General features: G+C 74.0%; 16 protein-coding genes. 9 read left to right on the top strand and 7 right to left on the bottom strand.

What is annotated here, in order from left to right:
• The first annotated feature begins 30 nt into the window (after positions 1–30).
• Positions 31–2403, top strand: a complete 2373-nt coding sequence (locus ACIHAR_RS23780) for an HAD-IC family P-type ATPase (protein ID WP_365459890.1) — start codon at positions 31–33, stop codon at positions 2401–2403.
• A 66-nt stretch (positions 2404–2469) separates the two neighbouring features.
• On the opposite strand, the gene ACIHAR_RS23775 is transcribed toward ACIHAR_RS23780, so the two are convergent.
• The 3 genes from ACIHAR_RS23775 to ACIHAR_RS23765 form a co-directional block, all read right to left on the bottom strand.
• Positions 2470–3393, bottom strand: a complete 924-nt coding sequence (locus ACIHAR_RS23775; RefSeq protein WP_365459893.1) for a hypothetical protein — start codon at positions 3391–3393, stop codon at positions 2470–2472.
• A gap of 362 nt (positions 3394–3755) precedes the next feature.
• The gene (locus ACIHAR_RS23770) at positions 3756–6908 is read right to left on the bottom strand and encodes a sacsin N-terminal ATP-binding-like domain-containing protein (RefSeq protein WP_400021622.1); all 3153 of its coding nucleotides are present in this window, start codon (positions 6906–6908) and stop codon (positions 3756–3758) included.
• 222 nt (positions 6909–7130) lie between these two features.
• Positions 7131–8057, bottom strand: a complete 927-nt coding sequence (locus tag ACIHAR_RS23765; protein WP_365459899.1) for a DUF3027 domain-containing protein — start codon at positions 8055–8057, stop codon at positions 7131–7133.
• 322 nt (positions 8058–8379) lie between these two features.
• On the opposite strand from ACIHAR_RS23765, the gene ACIHAR_RS23760 reads away from it, so the two are divergent.
• The 4 genes from ACIHAR_RS23760 to ACIHAR_RS23745 all read left to right on the top strand — a co-directional run bounded on the left by ACIHAR_RS23760 (position 8380) and on the right by ACIHAR_RS23745 (position 12069).
• Positions 8380–9813 (top strand): MFS transporter, encoded by a 1434-nt coding sequence (locus ACIHAR_RS23760; RefSeq protein WP_365459902.1) that lies wholly within the window; start codon positions 8380–8382, stop codon positions 9811–9813.
• A 168-nt stretch (positions 9814–9981) separates the two neighbouring features.
• Complete coding sequence (locus ACIHAR_RS23755) at positions 9982–10470, top strand: DUF2771 domain-containing protein (protein ID WP_365459905.1); 489 nt, start codon at positions 9982–9984, stop codon at positions 10468–10470.
• Positions 10471–10499: 29 nt separating this feature from the next.
• Positions 10500–11222: a futalosine hydrolase gene (locus ACIHAR_RS23750; protein WP_400021757.1), complete on the top strand. Its 723-nt coding sequence runs from the start codon at positions 10500–10502 to the stop codon at positions 11220–11222.
• Positions 11209–12069, top strand: coding sequence for a 1,4-dihydroxy-6-naphthoate synthase (locus ACIHAR_RS23745; RefSeq protein ID WP_365459911.1), 861 nt, complete (start codon positions 11209–11211; stop codon positions 12067–12069). The genes ACIHAR_RS23750 and ACIHAR_RS23745 overlap by 14 nt, the downstream gene beginning before the upstream one ends.
• A 31-nt stretch (positions 12070–12100) precedes the next feature.
• On the opposite strand, the gene ACIHAR_RS23740 is transcribed toward ACIHAR_RS23745, so the two are convergent.
• Entirely contained in the window at positions 12101–12484 is a 384-nt protein-coding gene (locus tag ACIHAR_RS23740) for a cold-shock protein (protein ID WP_189942254.1), read from the bottom strand.
• A gap of 165 nt (positions 12485–12649) precedes the next feature.
• On the opposite strand from ACIHAR_RS23740, the gene ACIHAR_RS23735 reads away from it, so the two are divergent.
• Positions 12650–12901: a hypothetical protein gene (locus ACIHAR_RS23735; RefSeq protein WP_400021618.1), complete on the top strand. Its 252-nt coding sequence runs from the start codon at positions 12650–12652 to the stop codon at positions 12899–12901.
• A 7-nt stretch (positions 12902–12908) separates the two neighbouring features.
• Here ACIHAR_RS23735 and ACIHAR_RS23730 read toward each other — a convergent pair whose 3' ends face one another.
• Positions 12909–13535 (bottom strand): HAD family hydrolase, encoded by a 627-nt coding sequence (locus ACIHAR_RS23730; protein WP_400021616.1) that lies wholly within the window; start codon positions 13533–13535, stop codon positions 12909–12911.
• A gap of 42 nt (positions 13536–13577) precedes the next feature.
• The gene (locus tag ACIHAR_RS23725) at positions 13578–14546 is read right to left on the bottom strand and encodes a hypothetical protein (protein ID WP_400021614.1); all 969 of its coding nucleotides are present in this window, start codon (positions 14544–14546) and stop codon (positions 13578–13580) included.
• Between the two features lie 832 nt (positions 14547–15378).
• On the opposite strand from ACIHAR_RS23725, the gene ACIHAR_RS23720 reads away from it, so the two are divergent.
• Complete coding sequence (locus ACIHAR_RS23720; protein ID WP_400021612.1) at positions 15379–17919, top strand: helicase-associated domain-containing protein; 2541 nt, start codon at positions 15379–15381, stop codon at positions 17917–17919.
• A 64-nt stretch (positions 17920–17983) separates the two neighbouring features.
• On the top strand, positions 17984–19630 hold the full coding sequence (locus ACIHAR_RS23715; RefSeq protein ID WP_365459928.1) for a DNA repair helicase XPB: 1647 nt from the start codon (positions 17984–17986) through the stop codon (positions 19628–19630).
• A 73-nt stretch (positions 19631–19703) separates the two neighbouring features.
• Here the strand turns inward: ACIHAR_RS23715 and ACIHAR_RS23710 are convergent, their stop codons facing one another.
• A complete protein-coding gene (locus ACIHAR_RS23710; protein WP_365459931.1) occupies positions 19704–19880 on the bottom strand; it encodes a hypothetical protein in 177 nt (58 codons plus the stop codon).
• Between the two features lie 420 nt (positions 19881–20300).
• On the opposite strand from ACIHAR_RS23710, the gene ACIHAR_RS23705 reads away from it, so the two are divergent.
• On the top strand, positions 20301–22352 hold the full coding sequence (locus ACIHAR_RS23705; RefSeq protein ID WP_400021609.1) for a HelD family protein: 2052 nt from the start codon (positions 20301–20303) through the stop codon (positions 22350–22352).
• The last annotated feature ends 231 nt before the right edge of the window (positions 22353–22583 follow it).

Genomic DNA, 22583 nt, shown 5'->3' with positions numbered 1-22583 from the left:
ACCCCCCGATCCGCACGTACCGTCGATCCCATGTCCCCTACCGACGCCGCCGCCACCGCCCCGGCCCTCACGTCGACCGGGCTCACCACCGCCGAGGTCGCGGAGCGTGTCGCTCGCGGTCAGGTCAACGACATCCCCGTCCGCAGCAGCCGTACCGTCGGCGAGATCGTCCGGGCCAACGTCTTCACCCGGTTCAACGCGATCATCGGCGTGCTCTGGGTGATCATGCTGGTGGTCGCGCCGATCCAGGACAGCCTGTTCGGGTTCGTGATCCTCGCCAACACCGGCATCGGCATCATCCAGGAGTGGCGGGCGAAGAAGACCCTCGACTCCCTCGCCGTGATCGGCGAGGCCCGGCCGACCGTCCGCCGCGACGGGATCGCCGTCGAGGTCAGCACCTCCGCCCTCGTCCTGGACGACCTCATAGAGATCGGACCCGGCGACAAGATCGTCGTGGACGGCGTCTGTCTCGAGACCGACGGCCTGGAGGTCGACGAGTCGCTGCTGACCGGCGAGGCCGATCCCGTCGTGAAGCGCCCCGGCGACCAGGTCATGTCGGGCAGCTTCGTCGTCGCCGGCGGCGGCGCGTTCCAGGCCACCAAGGTCGGCCGCGAGGCCTACGCCGCCCAGCTCGCCGAGGAGGCCTCCCGCTTCACCCTCGTCCACTCCGAGCTCCGCTCCGGCATCTCCACGATCCTCAAGTACGTGACCTGGATGATGGTGCCGGCGGCGATCGGCCTGGTCATCACCCAGCTCGTCGTCAAGGAGAACGACCTCAAGGACTCCGTCGCCCGCACCGTCGGCGGCATCGTCCCGATGGTCCCGGAGGGCCTGGTCCTGCTCACCTCCGTCGCGTTCGCCATCGGCGTCATCCGCCTCGGCCGCAAGCAGTGCCTGGTCCAGGAACTCCCGGCCATCGAGGGCCTCGCCCGCGTCGACACCGTCTGCCTGGACAAGACCGGCACCCTCACCGAGGGCGGCATGGACGTCACCGAGGTCCGCAGCCTCGACGGCGGCGACGACGCCTACGTACGGCAGGTCCTCGGCGCGCTCGGCGAGTCCGACCCGCGCCCCAACGCCTCCCTCCAGGCGATCATCGACGCCTACCCGGACACCGACGACTGGCGCTGCACCGAGTCGCTGCCCTTCTCCTCCGCCCGCAAGTACAGCGGCGCCACCTTCAGCGAGGGCAACGGCGAGACCAGTACCTGGCTGCTCGGCGCCCCCGACGTCCTGCTGCCCGCCGACGACCCCGCCCTCGCCGAGACCGAGCTGCTCAACGAGCAGGGCCTGCGGGTGCTGCTGCTCGCCCGCGCCGCCCGCGAGCTCGACGACCCCGAGGTCGCCCGCGGCGCCCGCGCCACCGCCCTGGTCGTCCTGGAACAGCGACTGCGCCCCGACGCCGCCGACACCCTGCGCTACTTCGCCGAGCAGAACGTCCACGCCAAGGTCATCTCCGGCGACAACGCCGTCTCGGTCGGCGCCGTGGCCACCAAACTGGGCCTCGACGCCCGTACGGTCGACGCGCGCCGGCTGCCCTCCGAGCGGGACGGCATGGGCCGGGCCCTCGACGAGGCCACGGTGTTCGGCCGGGTCACCCCGCAGCAGAAGCGGGACATGGTCGGCGCCCTCCAGTCCCGCGGACACACGGTCGCGATGACCGGGGACGGCGTCAACGACGTCCTCGCGCTGAAGGACGCGGACATCGGCGTCGCGATGGGCTCCGGCTCGGAGGCGACCCGCGCGGTCGCCCAGATCGTGCTCCTGAACAACAGCTTCGCCACCCTGCCCTCGGTGGTGGCGGAGGGCCGCCGGGTCATCGGCAACATCACCCGGGTGGCGACCCTCTTCCTGGTGAAGACGGTCTACTCGGTGCTGCTGGCGCTGCTGGTGGTGTGCTGGCAGGTGGAGTACCCCTTCCTGCCCCGCCACCTGACCCTGCTGTCGACGCTGACGATCGGCGTCCCCGCCTTCTTCCTCGCCCTCGCCCCCAACAAGGAACGGGCCCGCCCCCACTTCGTCCGCCGGGTGATGCGGTACTCGATCCCGGGCGGCGTCCTGGCGGGCCTCGCCACCTTCGTCACGTATCTGCTCGCCCGCCACCACTACTCCGGCGAGGGAGCGCTGGACGCCGAGACGAGCGCCGCGACGCTCACGCTGTTCCTGATCTCGATGTGGGTGCTGGCGATCATCGCCCGCCCCTACACCTGGTGGCGGATCGCGCTGGTGGCGGCGATGGGCGCGGGTTTCCTCCTCGTGCTGGTGGTGCCGTGGCTCCAGGACTTCTTCGCGCTGAAGCTGGTCGGCGTGACCATGCCGTGGATCGCGGTGGGCGTCGCGGTGGCGGCGGCGGCCGTCCTGGAGTTCCTGTGGTCCTGGGTCGACCGCCGCTTCCCCGCCTGACAGGGGAAAGGGCCCGCTCCCCACCGGCTGCGGGGAACGGGCCCTTCACGGAATCCGTCAGTCGCCTCAGCGCACGTCGACGAAGTCACCCGCGGCGTTGACCGCCGGGGTGGTCGTGGTGCCCGCGAAGGTGAAGCGGTAGTAGCCGTCCACGGTCGCCTTGACCGTGGTCTTCAGGCCACCCGTCGTGCTGGTCGTGATGGTCTTGACGGTGCTGTAGGTGGTGCTGCCCTTCTTGCGGAACTGCAGCTTCACCGGCTGGGTGGAGTAGCCGCCGTACAGGCCGGTGTCCCAGTTGGCGCGGGACAGCTTGCCCGTGACGGTGATGGTGGCGCCCTTCTTCACCGGCTCCGGCGCCGCGTTGACCGTCAGCTTCGACAGGCGCTGGAGCCTGGTGGTGGCCAGGTTGTCCTGCTCGACGTAGCCGACCTTGCTCCAGTCGATGTCGTCGGAGAGCGGGTCCTGGTCGTTGAAGTCGTACGCGTACCCGCCGGCCTTCCAGGTGGTGTTGTCGACGTTCCCCAGCTCCTCGGCCGGGCGGATGTCGATGGTGCCCTTGCAGGTGGCGGTGGTCGTGGAGGTCGCCGTGCAGGTCGGCCAGTCGTCGCCCCACAGCAGGTTGGCGATGTTCTGGTAGGAGGTGCCGCGGTAGAGCTCCACGTCCAGGAGGACCTCGTCGGATGTGATGTCGAGGTCCGCGGCGTGCGTGACCTTGAAGGTCACCGGGACGGACAGCTTGCCGCTGGTGCCGACGACGATCGGCTTGCCGTTGTTGACCCTCACGCCGGAGAAGGTGAGGGGCAGGGCGTAGGGCTGGCCCTCGTCGGCGGTCTCGCCGGTGAACGCGGTCTTGCCGGCAGCCGTCCGGTGCGTGGCCTTGAGCAGGTCGGCCTTGCTCGGCGTGCTGTCCACCGCGGTCGCGGCCGGCACGGCAAGGACGGACAGGGCCAGGGCGCCGGTGACGGCGGCCACGGTTGCACGTATGCGCATGAATGTCCCAGGTGGAGAGTGGGGCCCTCCGGGCGGATGCCTCCGGTGGGCCCGAGTGGACGCGAGCCTGCCGGCTCGCGTGATCAGCTGCCCGACGAGGGGGAAGGTCGGTACGCGGACCGGCTCCGGCCGGTGACGGCCCGGGCGCCGCGGGAGGCGGCGACGGCGGTGCGGGTACGCATGTGTTTCCCCCGTGTCGGTGGGCCGCGCGGTGTACGTCCCTGCGGGGCCCGAGTGCTCGGTGGATCGGCCGTGATGGCCGATTCACCGCTTCAGACTCGCGACCCCGCCCGACGGTTGCACATGCCGCGAGGGAATTGCGGGGAACACGTGAACCACCGTCAGCCGTCCATGGAGGACCGTCAGTCGAACCAGCGGTCCCGCGCCAGCTCCACCGTCCGCGACGGGTCCTCCAGCAGTGCCGCCACCTCGAAGCGACGTGGCCACTGGCCGGCCGCCCACGCCAGGCCGGCGGCGACGCCCTCCAGGGTGGCGGCGTGCAGGACACCGTCGTCCGTCAGGCGCCAGTCGATCTCCACACCGTCGACGACGAGTTCCTCGTGCTCCACGTAGGTGTCCGGCGTCCGCGCCCCGAGCAGGGCGCGCACCGGCTCCGGCACGTCGTGCTCGGCGCCCTCGGATTCGACCTCGCCCGTCACGGACTCGCTCAGCCGGCGCACCTGGAACAGCTCGGCCAACTCGGCGGCCCGGGAGGGCCGTACGGGCAGCAGGGGCACGCCCTCCGTGAACGGCAGCAGGTCGGGCGAGTCCACGACGACGGCGTCGGCCGCGTCCACGACCTCCACCCGCCCGTCGACCACGGCACGCACCTCGTCCGGCAGGGTCACCTGCTCCGGGTCCAGCTCGGCCAGCGCGCCGTACAGACCGTGCAGCTGGGCCGCGGTGACCCGACGCTCCGGGTCGGCGAGCCGGTCCAGCAGCTCGGCGGCGCCGCCCGGCTCGTCGAGCAGCGCGGCCACGGAGGTCCGCACGCCCAGCGCCCGCAGCACCTGCTCGTCGTCGAAGCCGGTGGCGTCGGCCTCGTCGTACAGACCGCGCAGCAGCGGGTCGCCGCCGGCGGCGAGCAGCCCGGCCGGGCGCCGCCCGTCGAGCACGGGGTGACCGCGCAACCACCAGGCCGTGTACGGCCGTACGACCTCGTGCGTCCCGTCGGGCAGCAGGACGCGCACCGGCTGGGTGAGGGCGTCGCGCAGGGGCGGCTGGGCGAGCATGGCCAGCGCCTGCGGCCAGCGGTCGTCGTCGACCAGGTCGAGGTCGCGGACGGCGACCAGTTCGGTCGCCACGGGCGGCACCGGGCTGTCCGGGAAACGGTCGAGGATGTCCTCGCACCACACGTCGACGGCGTCGAGCAGGCCGGCGTCGTCGGGCTCGGCGAAGTCGCCCTCCCTGGGCTCCAGCTCGTCCGGGTCGAGCACGACGTCGGTGGCGCGGACGAGCGCGAAGCCGGCGAGGACCCCGCAGGCGGCGAGCGGCTGCTCGCCCCACTTCGCGGCCAGATCGGCGTCCACGGCGGCCAGCTCGCCGTCCCGGATCACCCGCGCGAACGGGCTGCCGGGGAGAACCAGTTCACCGGCGGGCGCCGGCTCGCCGTCCTCGTCCGGAAGGGCGAGTGCCCCGAGCCAGGGCTCGTCGCCCGGCTCGAGACCGGCGTCCCGCACGAGGGCGAGGACGGTGTCGGCGAGCTCCTCGGCGTCCGGCGCGTCCTCGTCCCAGGCCCCGCCGTCGTCGTCCAGGGACGCGGCGACGGCGGCCCTCACCTGCGGGGTGGTCAGGACGGCACGCGGGGTCGCGGGCAGGGCCCCGAGCTTCTCCAGGAGCGGGTGCGCGGCGTCCTCGTGGGCGACCTTCAGTCCGAGCCGGGCGAGGACGTCGGGGTCGACGCCCGCCATCTCCGGGGTGGGCAGCAGCACCTGCCGCGGCCCGATCGTGGTCCGCCCTCCCGCAGTGCCGAAAGCCTGGGAGGTACCCCCAGCGAGCGGCACCGGCAGCCCGGACAGCCGGTCCGGGTCGACGCCGGCGAGGCTGTCGTACAGCCGGTACCACCAGTCCGGGTCCTTCTCCAGGCCGGCCAGCCGGTCGATCGCGTCGGCGAGCGGGACACGGGCCACCCGGAGCGTCCGCAGCTCGGCGCGCCGCTCCAGCCCGGCCGGCAGCAGCGTCGGCAGCACCTCGGCCAGCACCCGTACGGTGTCGGCGCCCGCGCCTTCGACGACCTCGGCGTCGCGGGGCCGCAGGGCCTCCGGCAGCTCGCTGTCGCCCTCGACGGGCGGCACGGCGGGCGGCAGGAAGGCGGTCCGCGGAAGCCTCTCGAGGATCGCCTGCCGCAGGGCCCCGTCCAGCTCCCCCTTGCCCAGCGGCCCCGGCACGAGGTCGATGTTCCCGGCGGTCACCGGCCGCCAGTCGGCGAGGAGTTCGGCGTACGCGTCGGCCGCCCGCTGCACGAGGAAGTCGGTGAGCGGCCCGGGGGCGGCGTGCCGCCGGGTGGTGTCGAGGGGGAAGGAGGCGATGAGCAGGGCGGGCACCCCGAGGGGCTCGTCACTGGGCGTCGGCGCGTGCACGACGGGGCTGGTCCGCGGCCGGGCGGGCGCCCCCTCGGGGTCGACGGGCACAGCCCACGTCAGGGACCAGTGGGGCCGCAGCCGCTCCTCCACCGGCCGGTCGGCGAGCAGCTCGGGGGTGAGGGGCCCGTGCCCGGCGGCGATCCGCCACCGGGTGGTTCCGTCCCGCGAGTCCTCCACGACGGTGAGGGCCCCGTCGGTGTGCCGGCGCAGGGTGCGGGCCGGGGCGTCCCCGATCTCCACCACGACCTCGGCAAGGCCGGGCAGGGCGAGCAGGAGGGCGTCGTCGACGGCGTCGAGGAGCCGCTCGGCGAGATCGGCCGCGGCGGCGTCCCGCAGGGGCAGGATGACGGCGGTGTCGTACGGCTCCGGGGCGGTGCCCTCGGCGGCGAAGGGCAGCCGCAGCAGCGGCACGTGGCCGTCCCGCCGCCGGATCTCGTCGCCCAGGCCGGGGCTGTGCCGCGCGGTCTCGGAGGCCAGCACGCGGGCCTCCGCCAGGGACCAGCGGACCCCTCCGTGGCGGCCGACGACGGCGGGCTCGTCGGTGACGGCGAGCACGGCGGCGAAGCCGACGCCGAACCGGCCGACGGACACCTGCTGCGCGTCGCGCTTGGCGGACGCCCGGAGGGTGGCGAGCGACTCGACGCCTGCGGCGTCCAGCGGCGCCCCGGTGTTCGCGGCGACGAGGACCTGCTCCCGCAGGGTCAGCCGGAGCCGGCCCGGCACCCCGGCCCTGGCCGCGGCGTCGGCGGCGTTCTGCGCGAGCTCGACGACCAGCCGGTCGCGGTACCCGCCGAGGGCGAGATCCTCCTCGGCGTTGGCGTCCTCCCGGAAACGGGCGGGACTGGTGGCCCAGGCGTCCAGCACTCCGCGACGCAGACGCGCCGTACCGAAGGGGTCCGCGCCCTCAGCTGCCGGCCGCACGAACTTGCTCACGTCGCTTCACTCTCCTCATCGGCGTGAGCTCGAAGGTACCGCGCGCCGGCGGCCACGGACCGCCGGGCCACCCGCGCACCGGACGCGGCCGGTGGCCGGGCCGGGGCCCGTCCGGCGGATCACGCCGTGGACGCGGGCGGCTGCCGCGCGCCGCCCCTCTCCGGGCTCCGCTCGAGCGGCGGGCACCCCCGGCGTCGCCGGCGACCCTCGGGCCGGAGGCGACTACGAGTGCCCGAGCTCCGCCGACTCCTCGTCCGTGACCACCGGCACCGACCCGGAGTCCGCCGCCGGCCGCAGCGGGAACGGATCCACCCGGGTCTCGTCGATCACCGGCGGAGCCGGCCGCGGCGGCTTCGGCATGACCGCGGCCTCGGAGTGGCCGCCGCAGCCGTACGCAAGGGAGACCACGCGCCCGTCGGCCGGGGAGAACTCGTTGGCGCAGACGCCGAAGGCCTGCCCGAGGGAACCGCCGATCGGCGTGAGGAAACCGCAGCTGACGCACGAGGCCGGCGCCGCCTGGGCCATGGGCGTCTTGGCTCCGAAGGCCTCCTCCCAGCGGTCGGCCGCGGTGTGCAGCCCGTACCGGGAGAGGACCCGGGCACGGCGCATGCCGAGCTCCTCGGCGACCGCCGCGATGGACCCGCGCGAGGGAGCCGTCGGCAGCCTGGCCGGCGGACCCGCCGTCACCTCGGCGTCCTCCGCCTCCACCAGCTCCGCCATCTCGTGCGAGACGGCGGAGTCCGACGCCGGCTCGTCCTCGCCCGTGTACCCCGGCTCGAGACGGAGGTCCTCCGCGTCGGTCGGCAGCAGATCGCCGGGACCCATGTCGCCGGGACGCAGCCGCTCGCTCCACGGCACCCACTCGGGAGCCAGCACCGCGTCCGGGCCGGGCAGGAGCACCACCTCGTCGAGCGTCACGATCTTCGCGCGCGACGCCCGCGCCACCGTCACCGCCCAGCGCCAGCCCCGGTAGCCGAGCTCACGGCACTCGAAGAAGTGCGTCACCACGCGGTCGCCCTCGGAGACCACGCCGACGTGCTCTCCGACCACGCCGGGCGCGGCGGCCTCCTCTGCCGCGGTGCGGGCGAGGTCGACGGCCTCGGCGCACAGGCGGTCGGGGGTGCGGCTTCGCGTGGTCGCTGCGCTCACAGGTATCGCTTCTCTCCTACGCCGTCTCTCGGGTGCGGTTGCCTCCGGCGGCGGCGCGGACGGAGCGGACCTGGGGGCCGCGTCGACGTCCGCGTCCGATCGCGCTCGGGCGCACCTGTGCCATCCATTGTGAGGGATGGCTGAGATACGCACGCTACCTGCTCGCGGGCTCCCAGCCCACACCGGCGGTGTTTCTGCCGCGATCCACGCGGCCTTTCCCCGCGCGCGAAGACCACCGAAGCCCCGCCGTCCGGCCGGACGGCACACGGCCATACGCGCGGTAACCGCACTACACACCACTTTCTCGGGGCACTATGACGGGGTGGCAACCGCGAGGACACCCCAGGGCGCCACCGGGACCGGTGGGGCGAAGGGGTACAAGGGGAGGAACCGGGTGAGCGGTTCGGGCCGGGTGACCGGTTCCGTCCGCGCGATCGGCCGTGCCCTGCACCTGCCGTTCACGGGCACCGCCCGCGGGATCCGCAAGGCCACGCACGCGCACGGCGCCGGCGAGTCCGGCCTCGGCAAGCTGATCGAGCTGCACGGCGTGAACGGCGCGGGCGACGTGATGATCACGGTGGCCCTCGCGTCCACGGTCTTCTTCTCCGTCCCCACCGACGAGGCCCGCGGCCGCGTGGCGCTGTACCTGGCGATCACGATGGCGCCGTTCACGGTCCTCGCGCCGGTGATCGGCCCGCTCCTCGACAAGCTGCCGCACGGCCGCCGGGCCGCCATGGCGGGCGCGATGCTCGCCCGCGCCCTCCTCGCGCTCGTCCTCTCCGGCGCGGTCGTCACCGGCAGCATCGAGATGTACCCGGCGGCCCTCGGCGTCCTCGTGGCGTCGAAGGCCTACGGGGTGGTCAGAAGCGCCGTGGTGCCCCGCCTCCTGCCGCCGCGTTTCTCCCTCGTGAAGGCGAACTCCCGCGTCACGCTGGGCGGTCTGCTGGCCACCGGCGTCGCCGCGCCCGTCGCCGCCGGGCTGCAGGTCCTGGGCCCGCGCTATCCGCTCTACGGCGCTTTCGTGATCTTCGTGGCGGGTACGTTCCTGTCCTTCTCCCTGCCCCGGAAGGTCGACTCGGCGAAGGGCGAGGACACCGCACTGCTCGCGGCGGACGAGCAGCACCTGCACGGCCCGCACCGCCGTCCCGTGAAGCGCCCGGGTCTGCGCACGGTCGGCATCGCCGTCACCCACGCCCTGGGCGCGAACGCCTCCCTGCGCTGGCTGTCCGGGTTCCTGACGTTCTTCCTGGCGTTCCTGCTGCGCGAGCACCCGCTGACCGGCCAGAGCGCGGCGGTGTCGCTGGGCACGGTGGCGGTGGCGGCGGGCGCGGGCAACGCGCTCGGCACGGCGGTGGGAGCGGGGCTGCGTTCCAGGGCACCGGAGCTGATCATCGTGACGGTGGTGGCGGTGGTGCTGGGCACGGCGGTCACGGCGGCGGTGTTCTTCGGGGCGTTTCTGGTCGCGTGCCTCGCGGCGGTGGCCGGCTTCTCGCAGGCGCTGTCCAAACTGTCCCTGGACGCGCTGATCCAGCGGGACGTGCCGGAGCTGGTGCGCACGTCGGCGTTCGCGCGCTCGGAGACGCTGCTGCAGATGTCCTGGGTGTTCGGCGGCGCGGTCGGCATCGCGATGCCGCTGAACGGCGCGGTGGGCCTGTCGGTGGCCGCGGTGGTGGTGGCGACGGGCTGGCTCACCACCGCCCGCGGCCTGCTCGCCTCGGCCCGGCACGGCGGCCACCCACGGACGAACGTGGCATGACCGGGCGGAACCGGCCGCGCGGGACGGCACCGGGCGGCCGCTCACCGACCGCCGCGACCGGGCGGGGCGCGACGGGCCGACCCGGCCTGGCGTCCCGCGTGGCGTAACACACAGCCACGTCGCCCCCCACGTAGAGAGACCGCTGGACGTGCCCGATAGCCTTCGGGCATGACCACGCTGCAATCCGCTGTGCGACGCCGCCGCGCCGTCGCCGCCGCCGGCGCCGTTTCCGCCGGACTGCTCGTCCTGTCGGCCTGCGACAAGCCGACGCCCATGTCCACCATCACCGTCGGCACCTCCTCGGTCAGCGCGGAGGCCACCTGCGGTGGTGAGGGCGACGCCCTCAAGCCCGCGGAGCTCACCGCGTGCCTGAAGGACAAGGACATCAAGACGATCAGCGTCGACCCCGACGAGACCGTCCGCTTCGGCGTCGACCCCGACGTCGCGAAGGAGCGCTGGACGATCCTCATGAACGGTCAGCCGCTCACCGAGGACAGCAGCAAGACGTACCGCACGATCCCGGGCAGCGTGTTCTTCAACGCCCAGTACGGCGCTCAGGGCGACTCCACCCTGGTCTCCATCAAGGCGGGCGACGGCAAGAAGGACAGCCAGACGGTCACCGGCCTGTGGTCGTTCAAGCTCAAGAAGGACGACTGACCACGTCCCCCGCGGAGCCCACCCCACGCATCCTCGTGGCCACCGCGGTCCCGGCCGAACGGGACGCGGTGGCACGAGCGTTCCCGGGCCCGGCCCGTGAGGTGCGCCTCCCCGGAGCGACCCTGTTCCGCACCCCCCTCGCCACCGGCGCGGCCTCCCCGTACGACCTGCTGGCCGCAGGCGTGGGCCCCGCCCTGGCCGCCGCCTCCGTGGCGGCCGCCCTCACCGCGGCCGCCGTCACCGGCGCCCCGTACGACCTGGTCGTCTCGACCGGCATCGCCGGCGGTTTCGCCCCCGGCGCGCCCCTCGGCTCCCTGGTCGTCGCCGACGAGATCACCGCCGCCGACCTGGGCGCGCAGACCCCCGACGGCTTCCTGCCGGTCACCGACCTGGGCTTCGGCACCGTCACCCACCACCCGCCCGCGTCCCTGGTACGGCAGGCCTCGACGGTCACCGGAGCGCGCACCGGGACGGTCCTCACCGTCTCGACCGTCACCGGCACCGCGGCCCGTGCCACCGCCCTGCGCGAGCGTCACCCGCGGGCCCTCGCCGAGGCCATGGAGGGCTTCGGGGTCGCCGAGGCGGCCGCCGCGCACGGCACCCCCGTGCTGGAGATCCGCGCGGTCTCCAACCCCGTCGGCCCGCGCGACCGCGCCGCCTGGCGCATCGGCGACGCGCTCACCGCCCTGACGGAGGCCTTCGGGAAGCTCGCCCCCGTCCTGGAGAGTTGGGCCCCACATGACGACCAGTGACCCCCTGCACCCGCTGCGCATCGCGTACTCGCCCTGCCCGAACGACACCTTCGTCTTCGACGCCCTCGCCCACGGCCGGGTGCCGGGCGCGCCCGCGCTGGACGTGACCTTCGCGGACATCGACGTGACCAACGGCATGGCGGAGCGCGGCGAGTACGACGTGCTGAAGGTGTCGTACGCCGTGCTGCCGTACGTCCTCGACACCTACGCGCTGCTGCCGTGCGGGGGCGCGCTGGGCCGGGGCTGCGGCCCGCTGGTGCTCACGCGGGAGGCGGGCACGGACCTCGCCGGCCGTACGGTCGCCGTGCCGAGCGAGAGGTCGACGGCCTATCTCCTCTTCCGCCTCTGGGCGGCGGACACGGTCCCCGGCGGGGTGGGCGAGATCGTGGTGATGCCGTTCCACGAGATCATGCCGGCGGTACGGGACGGGAAGGTCGACGCGGGCCTGGTCATCCACGAGGCCCGCTTCACCTACCGGAACTACGGCCTGCACAAGCTCGCCGACATGGGCGAGCACTGGGAGTCCACGACGGGTCTGCCGATCCCGCTGGGCGCGATCATCGCCAAGCGGTCCCTGGGCGCGGACCGGCTCGGGCGGCTCGCGGACGCCATCCGCACGTCCGTCCGCGCGGCCTGGGACGCCCCCGAGGTCTCCCGCCCGTACGTGATGGAGCACGCCCAGGAGATGGACCCGTCCGTCGCCGACCAGCACATCGGTCTGTACGTCAACGACTTCACGGCGGACCTGGGCGAGGACGGTTACGCGGCCGTGCGCGGCCTGCTCACCCGTGCGGCGGCCGAGGGTCTGCTGCCGCCCCTCGGCCCGGACGCGCTCGACTTCCCGTAGACCGGGTTCACCCGGTGGGCCGGATCTCCGGCTACACGTCCAGCTGGTCGGCGACCGCCCGCAGCAGGCCCGCGATCTTCTTGCCGGAGGCCTTGTCGGGGTAACGGCCCTTCTCGAGCATCGGGGTGATGTTCTCGAGGAGGGTCGTCAGGTCCTGGACGATGGAGGCCAGTTCGTCCGGCTTCTTGCGCTGGGCGGCCGCGACCGAGGGCGTCGGGTCGAGGATGACGACGGACAGGGCCTGGTCGCCGCGCTGTCCGGCCACGACGCCGAACTCCACGCGCTGTCCCGGCTTCAGTGTCTCGACTCCGGCGGGGAGGACCGAGGAATGGACGAAGACGTCACCGCCGTCGTCGCGGGAGAGAAAGCCGAAGCCCTTCTCGCTGTTGAACCACTTGACCTTGCCGGTAGGCACGTCTGTCCTCGTCCTCGTACTCGTCGGAAAACTGCTTCTGAAAACGGCTCTTGATAGCACTACAGCGGGTCGACCATGACCCGCCGCTACCAAGGCTAATGGTCTTCGGGCGGGTGACAAGACGTCGCCGGGTTGTTCCTTCGCGCTGGGAACTACCCTGGTCGGGTGCGTGACAAAACCCAAACGAATTCCGCCGCGCCCGGTGACCGACTGATCCGTGCCGGTGCCATCGTGTTCTTCGTCGGCGCCGTGGCCACGCTCGTCACGGTCGCCCCGCTGTTCCTCGGGACGACGCCATTTCCCACGTACATGTTCGGATTGAGCATGCTCATGGGCGTCGGCTTCGTCATCGCGGGCGCGGGGGTCCTGCAGTCCGTCGCCGCGGGGCGCCGGCAGGCGCGCACGGCCGGAAGGTGACGGCGCCCTAGGCGGCGAGGTGGCCGTCGAGCCACCCCGGGAACTCGGTGAGATCACCCAGCACGACGTCGGCGCCGGCGCCGGCCAGTTCCTCGACGCTGCACGGGCCGGTCGCCACGGAGACCGCGAGCGTGCCCGCGGAGCGCGCGCCGCGTATGTCTCCGACGTGGTCGCCCACGTAGACGCCGGCGCCGTGCTCGCGCAGCGCCGCCGCCTTCTGCTCGGCCCACAGGTTGCCGATGACCGCGTCGGCCTCGATGCCGAGGTGCTCCAGGTGGAGCTTGGCGTTGGGCTCCCACTTCGCGGTCACGACGACCGCCCGGCCGCCCGCCGCCCGCACGGCCTCGATCGCCTCCCGGGCACCGGCCATCGCGAGCGTCCGGGTGATCGCGTACGACGGGTACAGCTCGCGGTAGAAGTCGGCCATGGCCGCGACCCGCTCCGCCGGGAACCAGTTGGCGATCTCCTCCTCCAGCGGCGGCCCCAGCCGCGTGACCACCAGATCCGCGTCGATGACCGCCCCGGTCCGCTCGGCCAGCGCCGTGTACACGGCGTGGATGCCCGGGCGGGAGTCGATCAGGGTCATGTCGAGGTCGAAACCCACGGTGAGCGGAGGAGGACTGGTGGTGGCCATGCGCCCCATTGTGCCGGGCCGCGGGACCGCCTCGTCCGGGGCCTACCGCCGCCGTTGCGAACGCCACACCAGGAACAGCGCCGACGCCACGGCCGCACCCCGCACCACCCACGGCACGGTCGCCCCGACGGCGTCGTTCATCTGCCCCTCGGCGATGGGATCACCCCAGCGTCCGTCGCTCCGCCCCCACAACCACACGAACCCGGTCGCGACCGCCAGCCCCGGCAGCCCCACGACCGCCCACTTCGTCTCCCGCTCGGTGAGCCGGCGCGAGGCGTAGGCGATCAGCCAGCCCACGATCATCACGGGCCACTTCCCGATCACCGCGCCGACGACGAGGCAGCCGGCGGCGATCAGCAGCAGGGGATTGCTCCAGCGGCCGCCCCGCAGGAACGGCAGAAGCCGACGCCGAGCGACGACCTCCGCTCCGCCCCCTCCCCCGTCCCCCTCTCCCTTGTCCCTCTCCGGCGTCCGCTCGGGAGGCGGAGGCTTCAGCATGTCCGCGATCTCGATACCGCCGACGAACCCCGGCACCTCGTCCCCGATCCCGAAGGCGTCGGGCTCGCGCCGCCACCAGTCCGGGTTCTCCGTGGCGTCGCCGAGTTCGTGCACGCCGGCCCGGTGCGGCGGGGACGGCACGTCCGAGGGCCCGGGCGGAGCCGCGTCCGAGCGCGGCCGGGGCCGCGGCACAACGCGCCGTATCCCCTTCGGCCGCTCCTTCTCGCCCTCGGGCTCCCGCTGGACGGGCACGGAGGCCGCCTGCGTCTCCGGCACGGAAGGGCCTCCGCCGGCCGCGGCCGCGACGACCTCGTCCGGGCTGCCGAGGCGGGAGAGGATGCGACGGACGGCGGCGGGACTGTCGACGGGCGCCCTGGCCCTGCGCCGGTCGATCTCGTTCCGCAGATCCGAGACGAGCCGCATGCGCGTGGCCGACGACAACTGCCGCTGCTGGGCCACGTCTCCGACGCGGCTCAGATACTCGTAGACGACCTGGTCGCTCTCGATCCCCACGGGGAGACGCTATCGCGCACGGCCGGACAAACCAGCCCGGCAACCCCGGCAGCACCGGCCACCCGCACCCGCAGTCGCGCGCTCCCGGGAGCGGGGCGTGGCGGCGCGGCGCAGCCCACACGCTCCCGCACCCGGAATCACCTCCGGCAGCCCCTCCCGCAGTCGCCGCCCCCTCGGAAGCGGGCGTGGCAGTGAGGCGCAGCCCACCCACTCCCGCACCCGGAAGCACCCCCGCCGCACCGGCGGTCAACCCACCCACTCCCGCACTCGCGCGCTCCCGGGAGCGGGGCGTGGCGGTGCGGCGCAGCCCACACGCTCCCGCACCCGGAATCACCTCCCTCAGCCCCTCCCGCAGTCGCCGCCCCCTCGGAAGCGGGCGTGGCAGTGAGGCGCAGCCCACCCACTCCCGCACCCGCCGCACCCGGAAGCACCCCCGCCGCACCGGCGGTCACCCCACCCACTCCCGCACTCGCGCGCTCCCGGGAGCGGGGCGTGGCGGTGCGGCGCAGCCCGCCGCCTAGCTGGTCCCAGTACCGGCGGCGCACTGTGGCAGCGGGCAGAGGGGCGCGACCCGCGGCGGGCTCGCCGCACCGCCACGCCCCCGACCCACCCACCGAGCCTGGGCGCGCAGTCCCACGCGCGCGGTCCCACGCCGGTCGGCGAAACCCAGCCCGTCCGGCGTTTGAGGACGAGGCCCCTTCAGGGCCGAAGCGGGGCCCGGGGGCGGCAGCCCCCGGCAACCGACCCGCACCCCCACCCACCCGCACCCACCCCCCATCCACCCGCACCACTTCCGCTCAACCGCCGGAGGCAACCCGCTACCGTGGGTCAGATGAGCACCGAGGACCCCCCGGCCCCCCGGTCCCTCGCGGAAGCCCTCCGCGGTCGGGACGACGCCTCCCTGGCCGCTCTCCTGCGCCGTCGCCCCGATCTCATCACCCCGGTCCCCACCGACCTCACGCAGCTCGCCACCCGCGCCGGCACCCGTGCCTCCGTGGTGCGGGCGCTGGAACGGCTGGACCGGTTCGCGTTGCAGACGGCGGAGGCGCTGGCCGTGGCCGGCGATCCGGCGACGTACGACGAGCTGCTGGGCCTGATGGCGGGGGACACGGCCGACGAGGCCGTGGTCCGCGCGCTGCCCGGCGCCGTGGCCGCCCTCCGCGAGCAGGCCCTGGTCTGGGGCGCCGACGACCGGCTGCGCCTGGTCCGCACGGCCCGTGAGTTGCTGTCCCCGTCCCCGCAGCACCCCTCGCCGACGGGTCTCGGCCCGTCCGTGCAGGAGGCCACCGCGGGGATGTCGCCGGGCCGGATCCAGGAGATCGTGTCGGCGGCCGGGCTGCCGTCGACGCACGACTCGGTGTCGGCGGTGGCCGCGCTGACCGCCCTCTTCACCCACCGCAGGAAGATGAAGGCCCTGTTGGCGGGGGCCCCGGCGGACTCCCTCGAGGTGCTGGACCGGCTCGTCTGGGGGCCGCCGTACGGGCAGGTCACCGCGGACCCGGCGCCCCGGCTCCGCTGGCTGCTGGACCGGGGCCTGCTCCTGCCCACCGCCCCCGGCACCGTCGTCCTTCCCCGTGAGGTCGCGCTGCACCTGCGGGCCGGCCGGGCGCACCGCACGCCGGAGCCGTTCCCGCCCGCCGTGGAGCCGGCCGTCACCCACCGTCCACAGGTTGTGGACACGACGGCGGCCGGCCAGGCGTACACGGCGCTGGCGACCGTCGAGGAACTGCTGAAGGACTGGGACGAGGGCGGGCCGGCGGTACTGCGGGCGGGCGGCCTCAGCGTCCGGGACCTCAAGCGGACCGCCGTCGCCCTGGACGTCTCCGAGCCCGTCGCCGCGTTCTGGGTGGAGCTGGCGTACGCGGCCGGGCTGATCGCCTCCGACGGGGAGGCCGACGAGCGGTACGCGGCGACTCCGGCGTACGACGAGTGGCGGGAGCGTCCGGCCGCCGACCGGTGGGCGCATCTGGCCGAGGCGTGGCTGACGGCGACGCGGACGCCGGGCCTGGTCGGCGGGCGGGACGCGAAGGACCGGGCGCTGTCGGCGCTGGGGCCGGGGCTGGACCGTTCGGCCGCGCCGGAGGTGCGTCACCGGGTGCTCGCGCTGCTGGCCGCGCTGCCGCAGGGCTGCGCGCCGGACGCGGAGGCCCTGCTCGGCCGGCTGCGCTGGGAGCGGCCGCTGCGGGGCGCGCAGGGGCCACAGGGCCCGCAGGGCGAGGGCGACCTGCGCTCACGCCTCGCCCGCTGGACGCTGACGGAGGCCGAACTGCTGGGCGTGACCGGCCGGGGTGCGCTGGCGGCGCACGGGCGTGCCCTGCTGGGGGCGGCCGTGGCGCACAGGGCGCAGGAGGAGCCGGAGGGGCCGGGGGACAAACTCCCCGTCCACCACCGCCCCTCCGCTCCCGCGCCGCTCGCCCCGCCGGAGCAGGCCGTGGCGACCACGGCCGCCGCCCGCCTCCTCGCCCCCCTCCTGCCCGAGCCCCTGGACCACGTCCTCCTCCAGGCCGACCTGACGGCGGTGGCACCCGGCCCGCTGCGCCGCCCGCTCGCCGACGTGCTGGGCGTTCTGGCGGACGTCGAGTCGAAGGGCGGGGCGACCGTCTACCGCTTCACGCCGGCCTCCGTGCGCCGGGCCCTGGACGCCGGCCGTACCGCCTCCGACCTGCACGCCTTCCTCGCGGAGCACTCCCGTACGCCGGTGCCGCAGCCATTGGCGTACCTGATCGACGACGTGGCGCGCAGGCACGGTCATCTGCGCGTGGGCGCGGCCTCGGCGTACGTCCGCTGCGACGACGACGCCCTGCTGAACGAGATCCTCGCCGACCGGCGCGCCGCCGCCCTGCGGCTGCGCCGCCTCGCACCGACCGTGCTGGCGGCCCAGGCCGACCCGGCGGCCCTGCTCGAAGGACTGCGTGCGATGGGGTACGCGCCCGCCGCCGAGTCCGCCGAGGGTGACGTGCTGATCACCCGCGCCGACGCCTACCGCACGCCGCCCCGGACGGCCCCCGAACCGGTCCCGGACGGCCCACCGGTGCCCGACGGCACGCTCCTCACGGCGGCGATCCGCGCCATCCGGGCGGGCGACCTGGCGTCCACGGCCCCGCGCAAGTCCGCCGACACCGCCCCGCTCGCGCCCGGCGAACTGCCCCGCACCAGCTCCTCCGAGACCCTCGCCACCATGCAGGCCGCCGTCCTCACCGGCGAGGCCCTGTGGATCGGCTACGTCAACGCCGAGGGCAGCGCCAGCCAGCGCGTCATCGCCCCGGTGCGGGTGGAGGGCGGCTTCGTGACGGCGTACGACCACACGGCGGACGAGGTGCGGACGTTCCCGCTGCACCGGATCACCGGGGTCGCGGAGCTCGCCGACGACTGACCGTGATCGCCGGCGGTTGAGGCACACTGGACGTTTGGCCGTGCGGAAAGGATGTGCCTACCACGTGAACGGTCCTCTCATCGTCCAGTCCGACAAGACCCTGCTGCTGGAGGTCGACCACGAGCAGGCCGACGACTGCCGTCGCGCCATCGCGCCGTTCGCGGAGCTGGAGCGGGCGCCGGAGCACATCCACACCTACCGGGTGACCCCGCTGGGCCTGTGGAACGCGCGGGCGGCCGGGCACGACGCCGAGCAGGTCGTCGACGCGCTGGTGCAGTACAGCCGCTACCCGGTGCCGCACGCGCTGCTGGTCGACATCGCGGAGACGATGGACCGCTACGGCCGCCTGACGCTGTCCAAGCACCCGGCGCACGGCCTGGTCCTGACGACCACCGACCGGCCGGTCCTCGAGGAGATCCTGCGTTCGAAGCGGGTCGCCCCGCTCGTCGGCGCGCGCATCGACCCGGACACGGTCGTCGTGCACCCCTCCGAGCGCGGGCAGATCAAGCAGACGCTGCTGAAGCTGGGCTGGCCGGCCGAGGACCTCGCCGGATACGTCGACGGCGAGGCGCACCCGATCGAGCTGGCCGAGGACGGTTGGGCGCTCAGGCCGTACCAGAAGCAGGCGGTGGAGAACTTCTGGCACGGCGGGAGCGGGGTCGTCGTGCTGCCCTGCGGCGCGGGCAAGACGCTGGTCGGCGCCGGTTCGATGGCCCAGGCGAAGTCCACGACGCTCATCCTCGTCACCAACACCGTCTCGGCGCGGCAGTGGAAGCACGAGCTGGTGAAGCGGACGTCGCTGACCGAGGACGAGATCGGCGAGTACAGCGGGACGCGGAAGGAGATCCGGCCCGTCACGATCGCCACGTACCAGGTGCTGACGACCAAGCGGAAGGGTGTCTACCCGCACCTGGAGCTGTTCGACTCCCGGGACTGGGGGCTGATCGTCTACGACGAGGTGCACCTGCTGCCGGCGCCGGTCTTCAAGTTCACGGCCGATCTGCAGGCGCGCCGCCGGCTCGGCCTGACCGCGACGCTGGTCCGCGAGGACGGCCGCGAGTCGGACGTGTTCTCGCTGATCGGTCCGAAGCGGTTCGACGCGCCGTGGAAGGAGATCGAGGCGCAGGGCTACATCGCGCCCGCCGACTGCGTCGAGGTCCGGGTCAACCTCACCGACTCCGAGCGGCTGGCGTACGCGACCGCCGAGACGGAGGAGAAGTACCGCTTCTGTGCGACGACCGCGACGAAGCGGAAGGTGACGGAGGCGATCGTCCGCCGCTTCGCCGGGCAGCAGATCCTCGTCATCGGCCAGTACATCGACCAGCTCGACGAGTTGGGCGAGCATCTGAACGCGCCCGTCATCAAGGGCGAGACGTCCAACGCCCAGCGCGAGAAGCTGTTCGACGCCTTCCGGGAGGGCGAGATCAGCGTGCTGGTGGTGTCGAAGGTGGCGAACTTCTCGATCGACCTGCCGGAGGCCACGGTCGCCATCCAGGTGTCGGGCACCTTCGGGTCGCGTCAGGAGGAGGCCCAGCGCCTGGGCCGTGTGCTGCGCCCCAAGGCGGACGGTCACCAGGCCCACTTCTACTCGGTGGTCGCCCGCGACACGATCGACCAGGACTTCGCCGCGCACCGGCAGCGGTTCCTGGCGGAGCAGGGGTACGCGTACCGGATCGTGGACGCGGACGAGCTGCTGGCGGAAGGGGCCTGAGCTCAGGGCGTCCGCCGACGGCCGATCCGCGGCGCCGACGGCACGCGGCCGGGGTCGGGCACGGCCCCGGCCGTCACCTGCGGCGGACGCCGGCCTCCTCGCCGTACTCACCGAGGATGATCACGTCGAAGGCGGCGCCGGCGAAGACCTTGACCGCGCGCAGGGCGTCACCGAGCAGGTGCCGGTGGGCGCCGGCGAGCGGGGTGGCGCCCGCCGGGGCGGGGGCTGGGTGGATGGTCGCTGCACTCATGTCTCCATGATGGATCGCGGGCGCGCGGGCGGCATCGGCCTGCGGACCGAAGCCGTGGACCGCGTTCCTACGCCTCGGGAGGGACGCCTTCCCCCGAGGGAGGACGCCGGTGTCCCCTAGGGGTCGCAGTCGGCGCCGGTCGAGGGGGAGGACGGCGGCGACGGGTCGAGGGCGGCGGCCAGGGGTCGAGGACGGCGGCCGCGAGGGGTCGAGGACGGCGGCCGACGCGGGATCACCGGCCCGCGGCCGTACGGCAGTCCGGGGGCCGGGAAAACCGTTGGCGACCCCCCACCCCCTCACCTAGAATCTCCGCTCTTGCCCGCCTCCCTCACGGAGTGCCGCCGTCCGGACGGAAACCGGTCGGCATCCCGCGGTTCCGCGTTCCGCGCCACCCACGCAGAGGCCTTCGGAGGCACCTCCTTGTCCACGCCCGCCCACGACTCCCACGCCGATCCCCTCGCCCGCGAGCGCTCCCACCTCAGCGCCTCCCGCTCCGCGCTGCGCGCCATGCGCGAGGACGTCGAGGCCCTCGACATCAGCGACGTCACCGCGAACTGGGTCAACGCCCAGATCCTGGAGCGCCAGATCGAGGAACGCATCAAGGCGCTCGCCGACCTCAGCGACACCCCCCTGTTCTTCGGCCGGCTCGACTACCTGCACGCGCCCGGCGCCGACCGGGCGGAGGGCGCGGAGGGCGAACGCTTCTACATCGGCCGGCGTCATGTCCACGACGCCGACGGCGACCCGATGGTCATCGACTGGCGTGCGCCGGTCTCGCAGCCGTTCTACCGGGCGTCCAAGAAGGACCCGATGGACATCGCGCTCAGGCGCCGTTTCGGCTACACCGGCGGCGACCTCACCGCGTACGAGGACGAGCACCTCTCCGACCCGGCCGAGGCGGCGACCACCAGCAAGCTGCTCCAGCAGGAGATCGAGCGTCCGCGTGTCGGCCCGATGCGCGACATCGTGGCGACCATCCAGCCGGAGCAGGACGAGATCGTGCGCTCCGGACTCGCGGGCTCCGTCTGCGTGCAGGGAGGCCCCGGGACCGGAAAGACGGCCGTCGGCCTGCACCGCGTCGCGTACCTCCTCTACGCCCACCGCGAGCGGCTGGCGCGCACCGGGACGCTGGTCATCGGACCGAACAGGTCCTTCCTCCACTACATCGAGCAGGTCCTCCCGGCCCTCGGTGAGTTGACGGTGCGCCAGGCGACGGTCGACGACCTGGTCGCGCACGTGGAGGTGAGGGGCACGGACGAGGCGGCGGCCGCCGTCATCAAGGGCGACGCGCGCATGGCGGAGGTGCTCCGCCGGGCCGTCTACTCCCACGTCACGATGCCCACCGAGCCGGTCGTGGTCGTGCGCGGCTCCCGCCGCTGGCGCGTACCCGCCTACGAACTCGAGGACATCGTCCGCGAGTTGCTCGACCGGGACATCCGCTACGGCGCCGCCCGTGACGCCCTTCCGCAGCGCATCGCGCACGCCGTGCTGGTGCAGATGGAGCGGGCCGGGGAGGCGCCGGACGACCGGGTGCAGGACGCGGTGGCCCGCAACAGCGCGGTGAAGGCGGCCGTCAAGGCGGTCTGGCCGGCCGTGGACCCGGCGAAGCTCGTCCTGCGTCTGCTCACGGACGCGGACTTCCTCGCCGCGCACGCGGAGGGGATCCTCACCGAGGACGAGCGGAAGACGATCCTGTGGGCGAGGCAGGTGCGGTCCGTGAAGTCGGCCAGGTGGTCGGCCGCGGACGCGGTGCTGATCGACGAGACGGCGGACCTGGTCGAGCGCACGCACTCCCTGGGGCACGTGGTGCTGGACGAGGCACAGGACCTCTCCCCCATGCAGTACCGGGCCGTCGGCCGCCGTTGCTCCACGGGCAGCGCGACCGTCCTCGGCGACCTCGCGCAGGGCACCACACCGTGGGCGACCCGCAGCTGGGAGGAGGCGCTGTCCCACCTCGGCAAGCCCGACGCGGCGATCGAGGAACTGACGGCCGGTTTCCGCGTCCCGGCGGACGTCATCACCTATGCGTCCCGCCTGCTGCCGCACATCGCGCCGGGCCTGACGCCGGTCGCCTCGGTCCGGGAGAACCCCGGCTTCTTCGATCTGCGCCCGATCGAGGACACCGCCGACGTGGTCGCCGCCTGCGAGGAGTTGCTCCGCAACGAGGGCTCGACGGGCCTGATCGCCGCCGACGCCCGCGTCCCGGCACTGGCCGAGGCGCTCACGGCGGCCGGCCTGCCCCACCTCGCCCCCGGCGAGGAGACCACTCGCGAGACCCGCCTGACCCTGGTCCCGGCCTCCCTGGCCAAGGGCCTGGAGTACGACTACGTCGTCCTCGACGAGCCACAGGCCGTGGTCGACGGCGAGCCGGACGAGCGGACCGGGCTGCGACGGCTGTACGTGGCACTGACCCGAGCGGTGTCGGGCCTGATCGTCACCCACGCGGCACCGCTGCCCCCGCAGCTCGCCTAGTCGGCGGCCACGGGGTCCCGGTGGCCGCGGGGGCGCGGGGGCGCGGCGCCGGGCGCCACCCGGCCGCCGAGGTCCGGCCGCCGACCGGGCCCACCCGGACGACGCGCGCCCCGGTTGTCGGCCGATCCCGCACCGCGCGCGAACACCACGACAACGACGGCCGTCCCGCCCACACCCGACAGGGCACCAACGGACGGCCGTCACCGGCCGACCCGGCGGAACGACACGACA

It is taken from the genome of Streptomyces sp. NPDC052016, assembly GCF_044548445.1.
Lineage (GTDB): Bacteria > Actinomycetota > Actinomycetes > Streptomycetales > Streptomycetaceae > Streptomyces.
This window is presented reverse-complemented; position numbering and strand designations above follow the sequence as displayed.

Bases quoted from the DNA above. Each gene is read 5' to 3' on its own strand.
- ACIHAR_RS23780 (WP_365459890.1), top strand. From the start codon at position 31: ATGTCCCCTACCGACGCCGCCGCCACCGCCCCGGCCCTCACGTCGACC.
- ACIHAR_RS23775 (WP_365459893.1), bottom strand. From the start codon at position 3,393: ATGCGCATACGTGCAACCGTGGCCGCCGTCACCGGCGCCCTGGCCCTG.
- ACIHAR_RS23755 (WP_365459905.1), top strand. From the start codon at position 9,982: ATGACCACGCTGCAATCCGCTGTGCGACGCCGCCGCGCCGTCGCCGCC.
- ACIHAR_RS23745 (WP_365459911.1), top strand. From the start codon at position 11,209: ATGACGACCAGTGACCCCCTGCACCCGCTGCGCATCGCGTACTCGCCC.
- ACIHAR_RS23730 (WP_400021616.1), bottom strand. From the start codon at position 13,535: ATGGCCACCACCAGTCCTCCTCCGCTCACCGTGGGTTTCGACCTCGAC.
- ACIHAR_RS23720 (WP_400021612.1), top strand. From the start codon at position 15,379: ATGAGCACCGAGGACCCCCCGGCCCCCCGGTCCCTCGCGGAAGCCCTC.
- ACIHAR_RS23710 (WP_365459931.1), bottom strand. From the start codon at position 19,880: ATGAGTGCAGCGACCATCCACCCAGCCCCCGCCCCGGCGGGCGCCACC.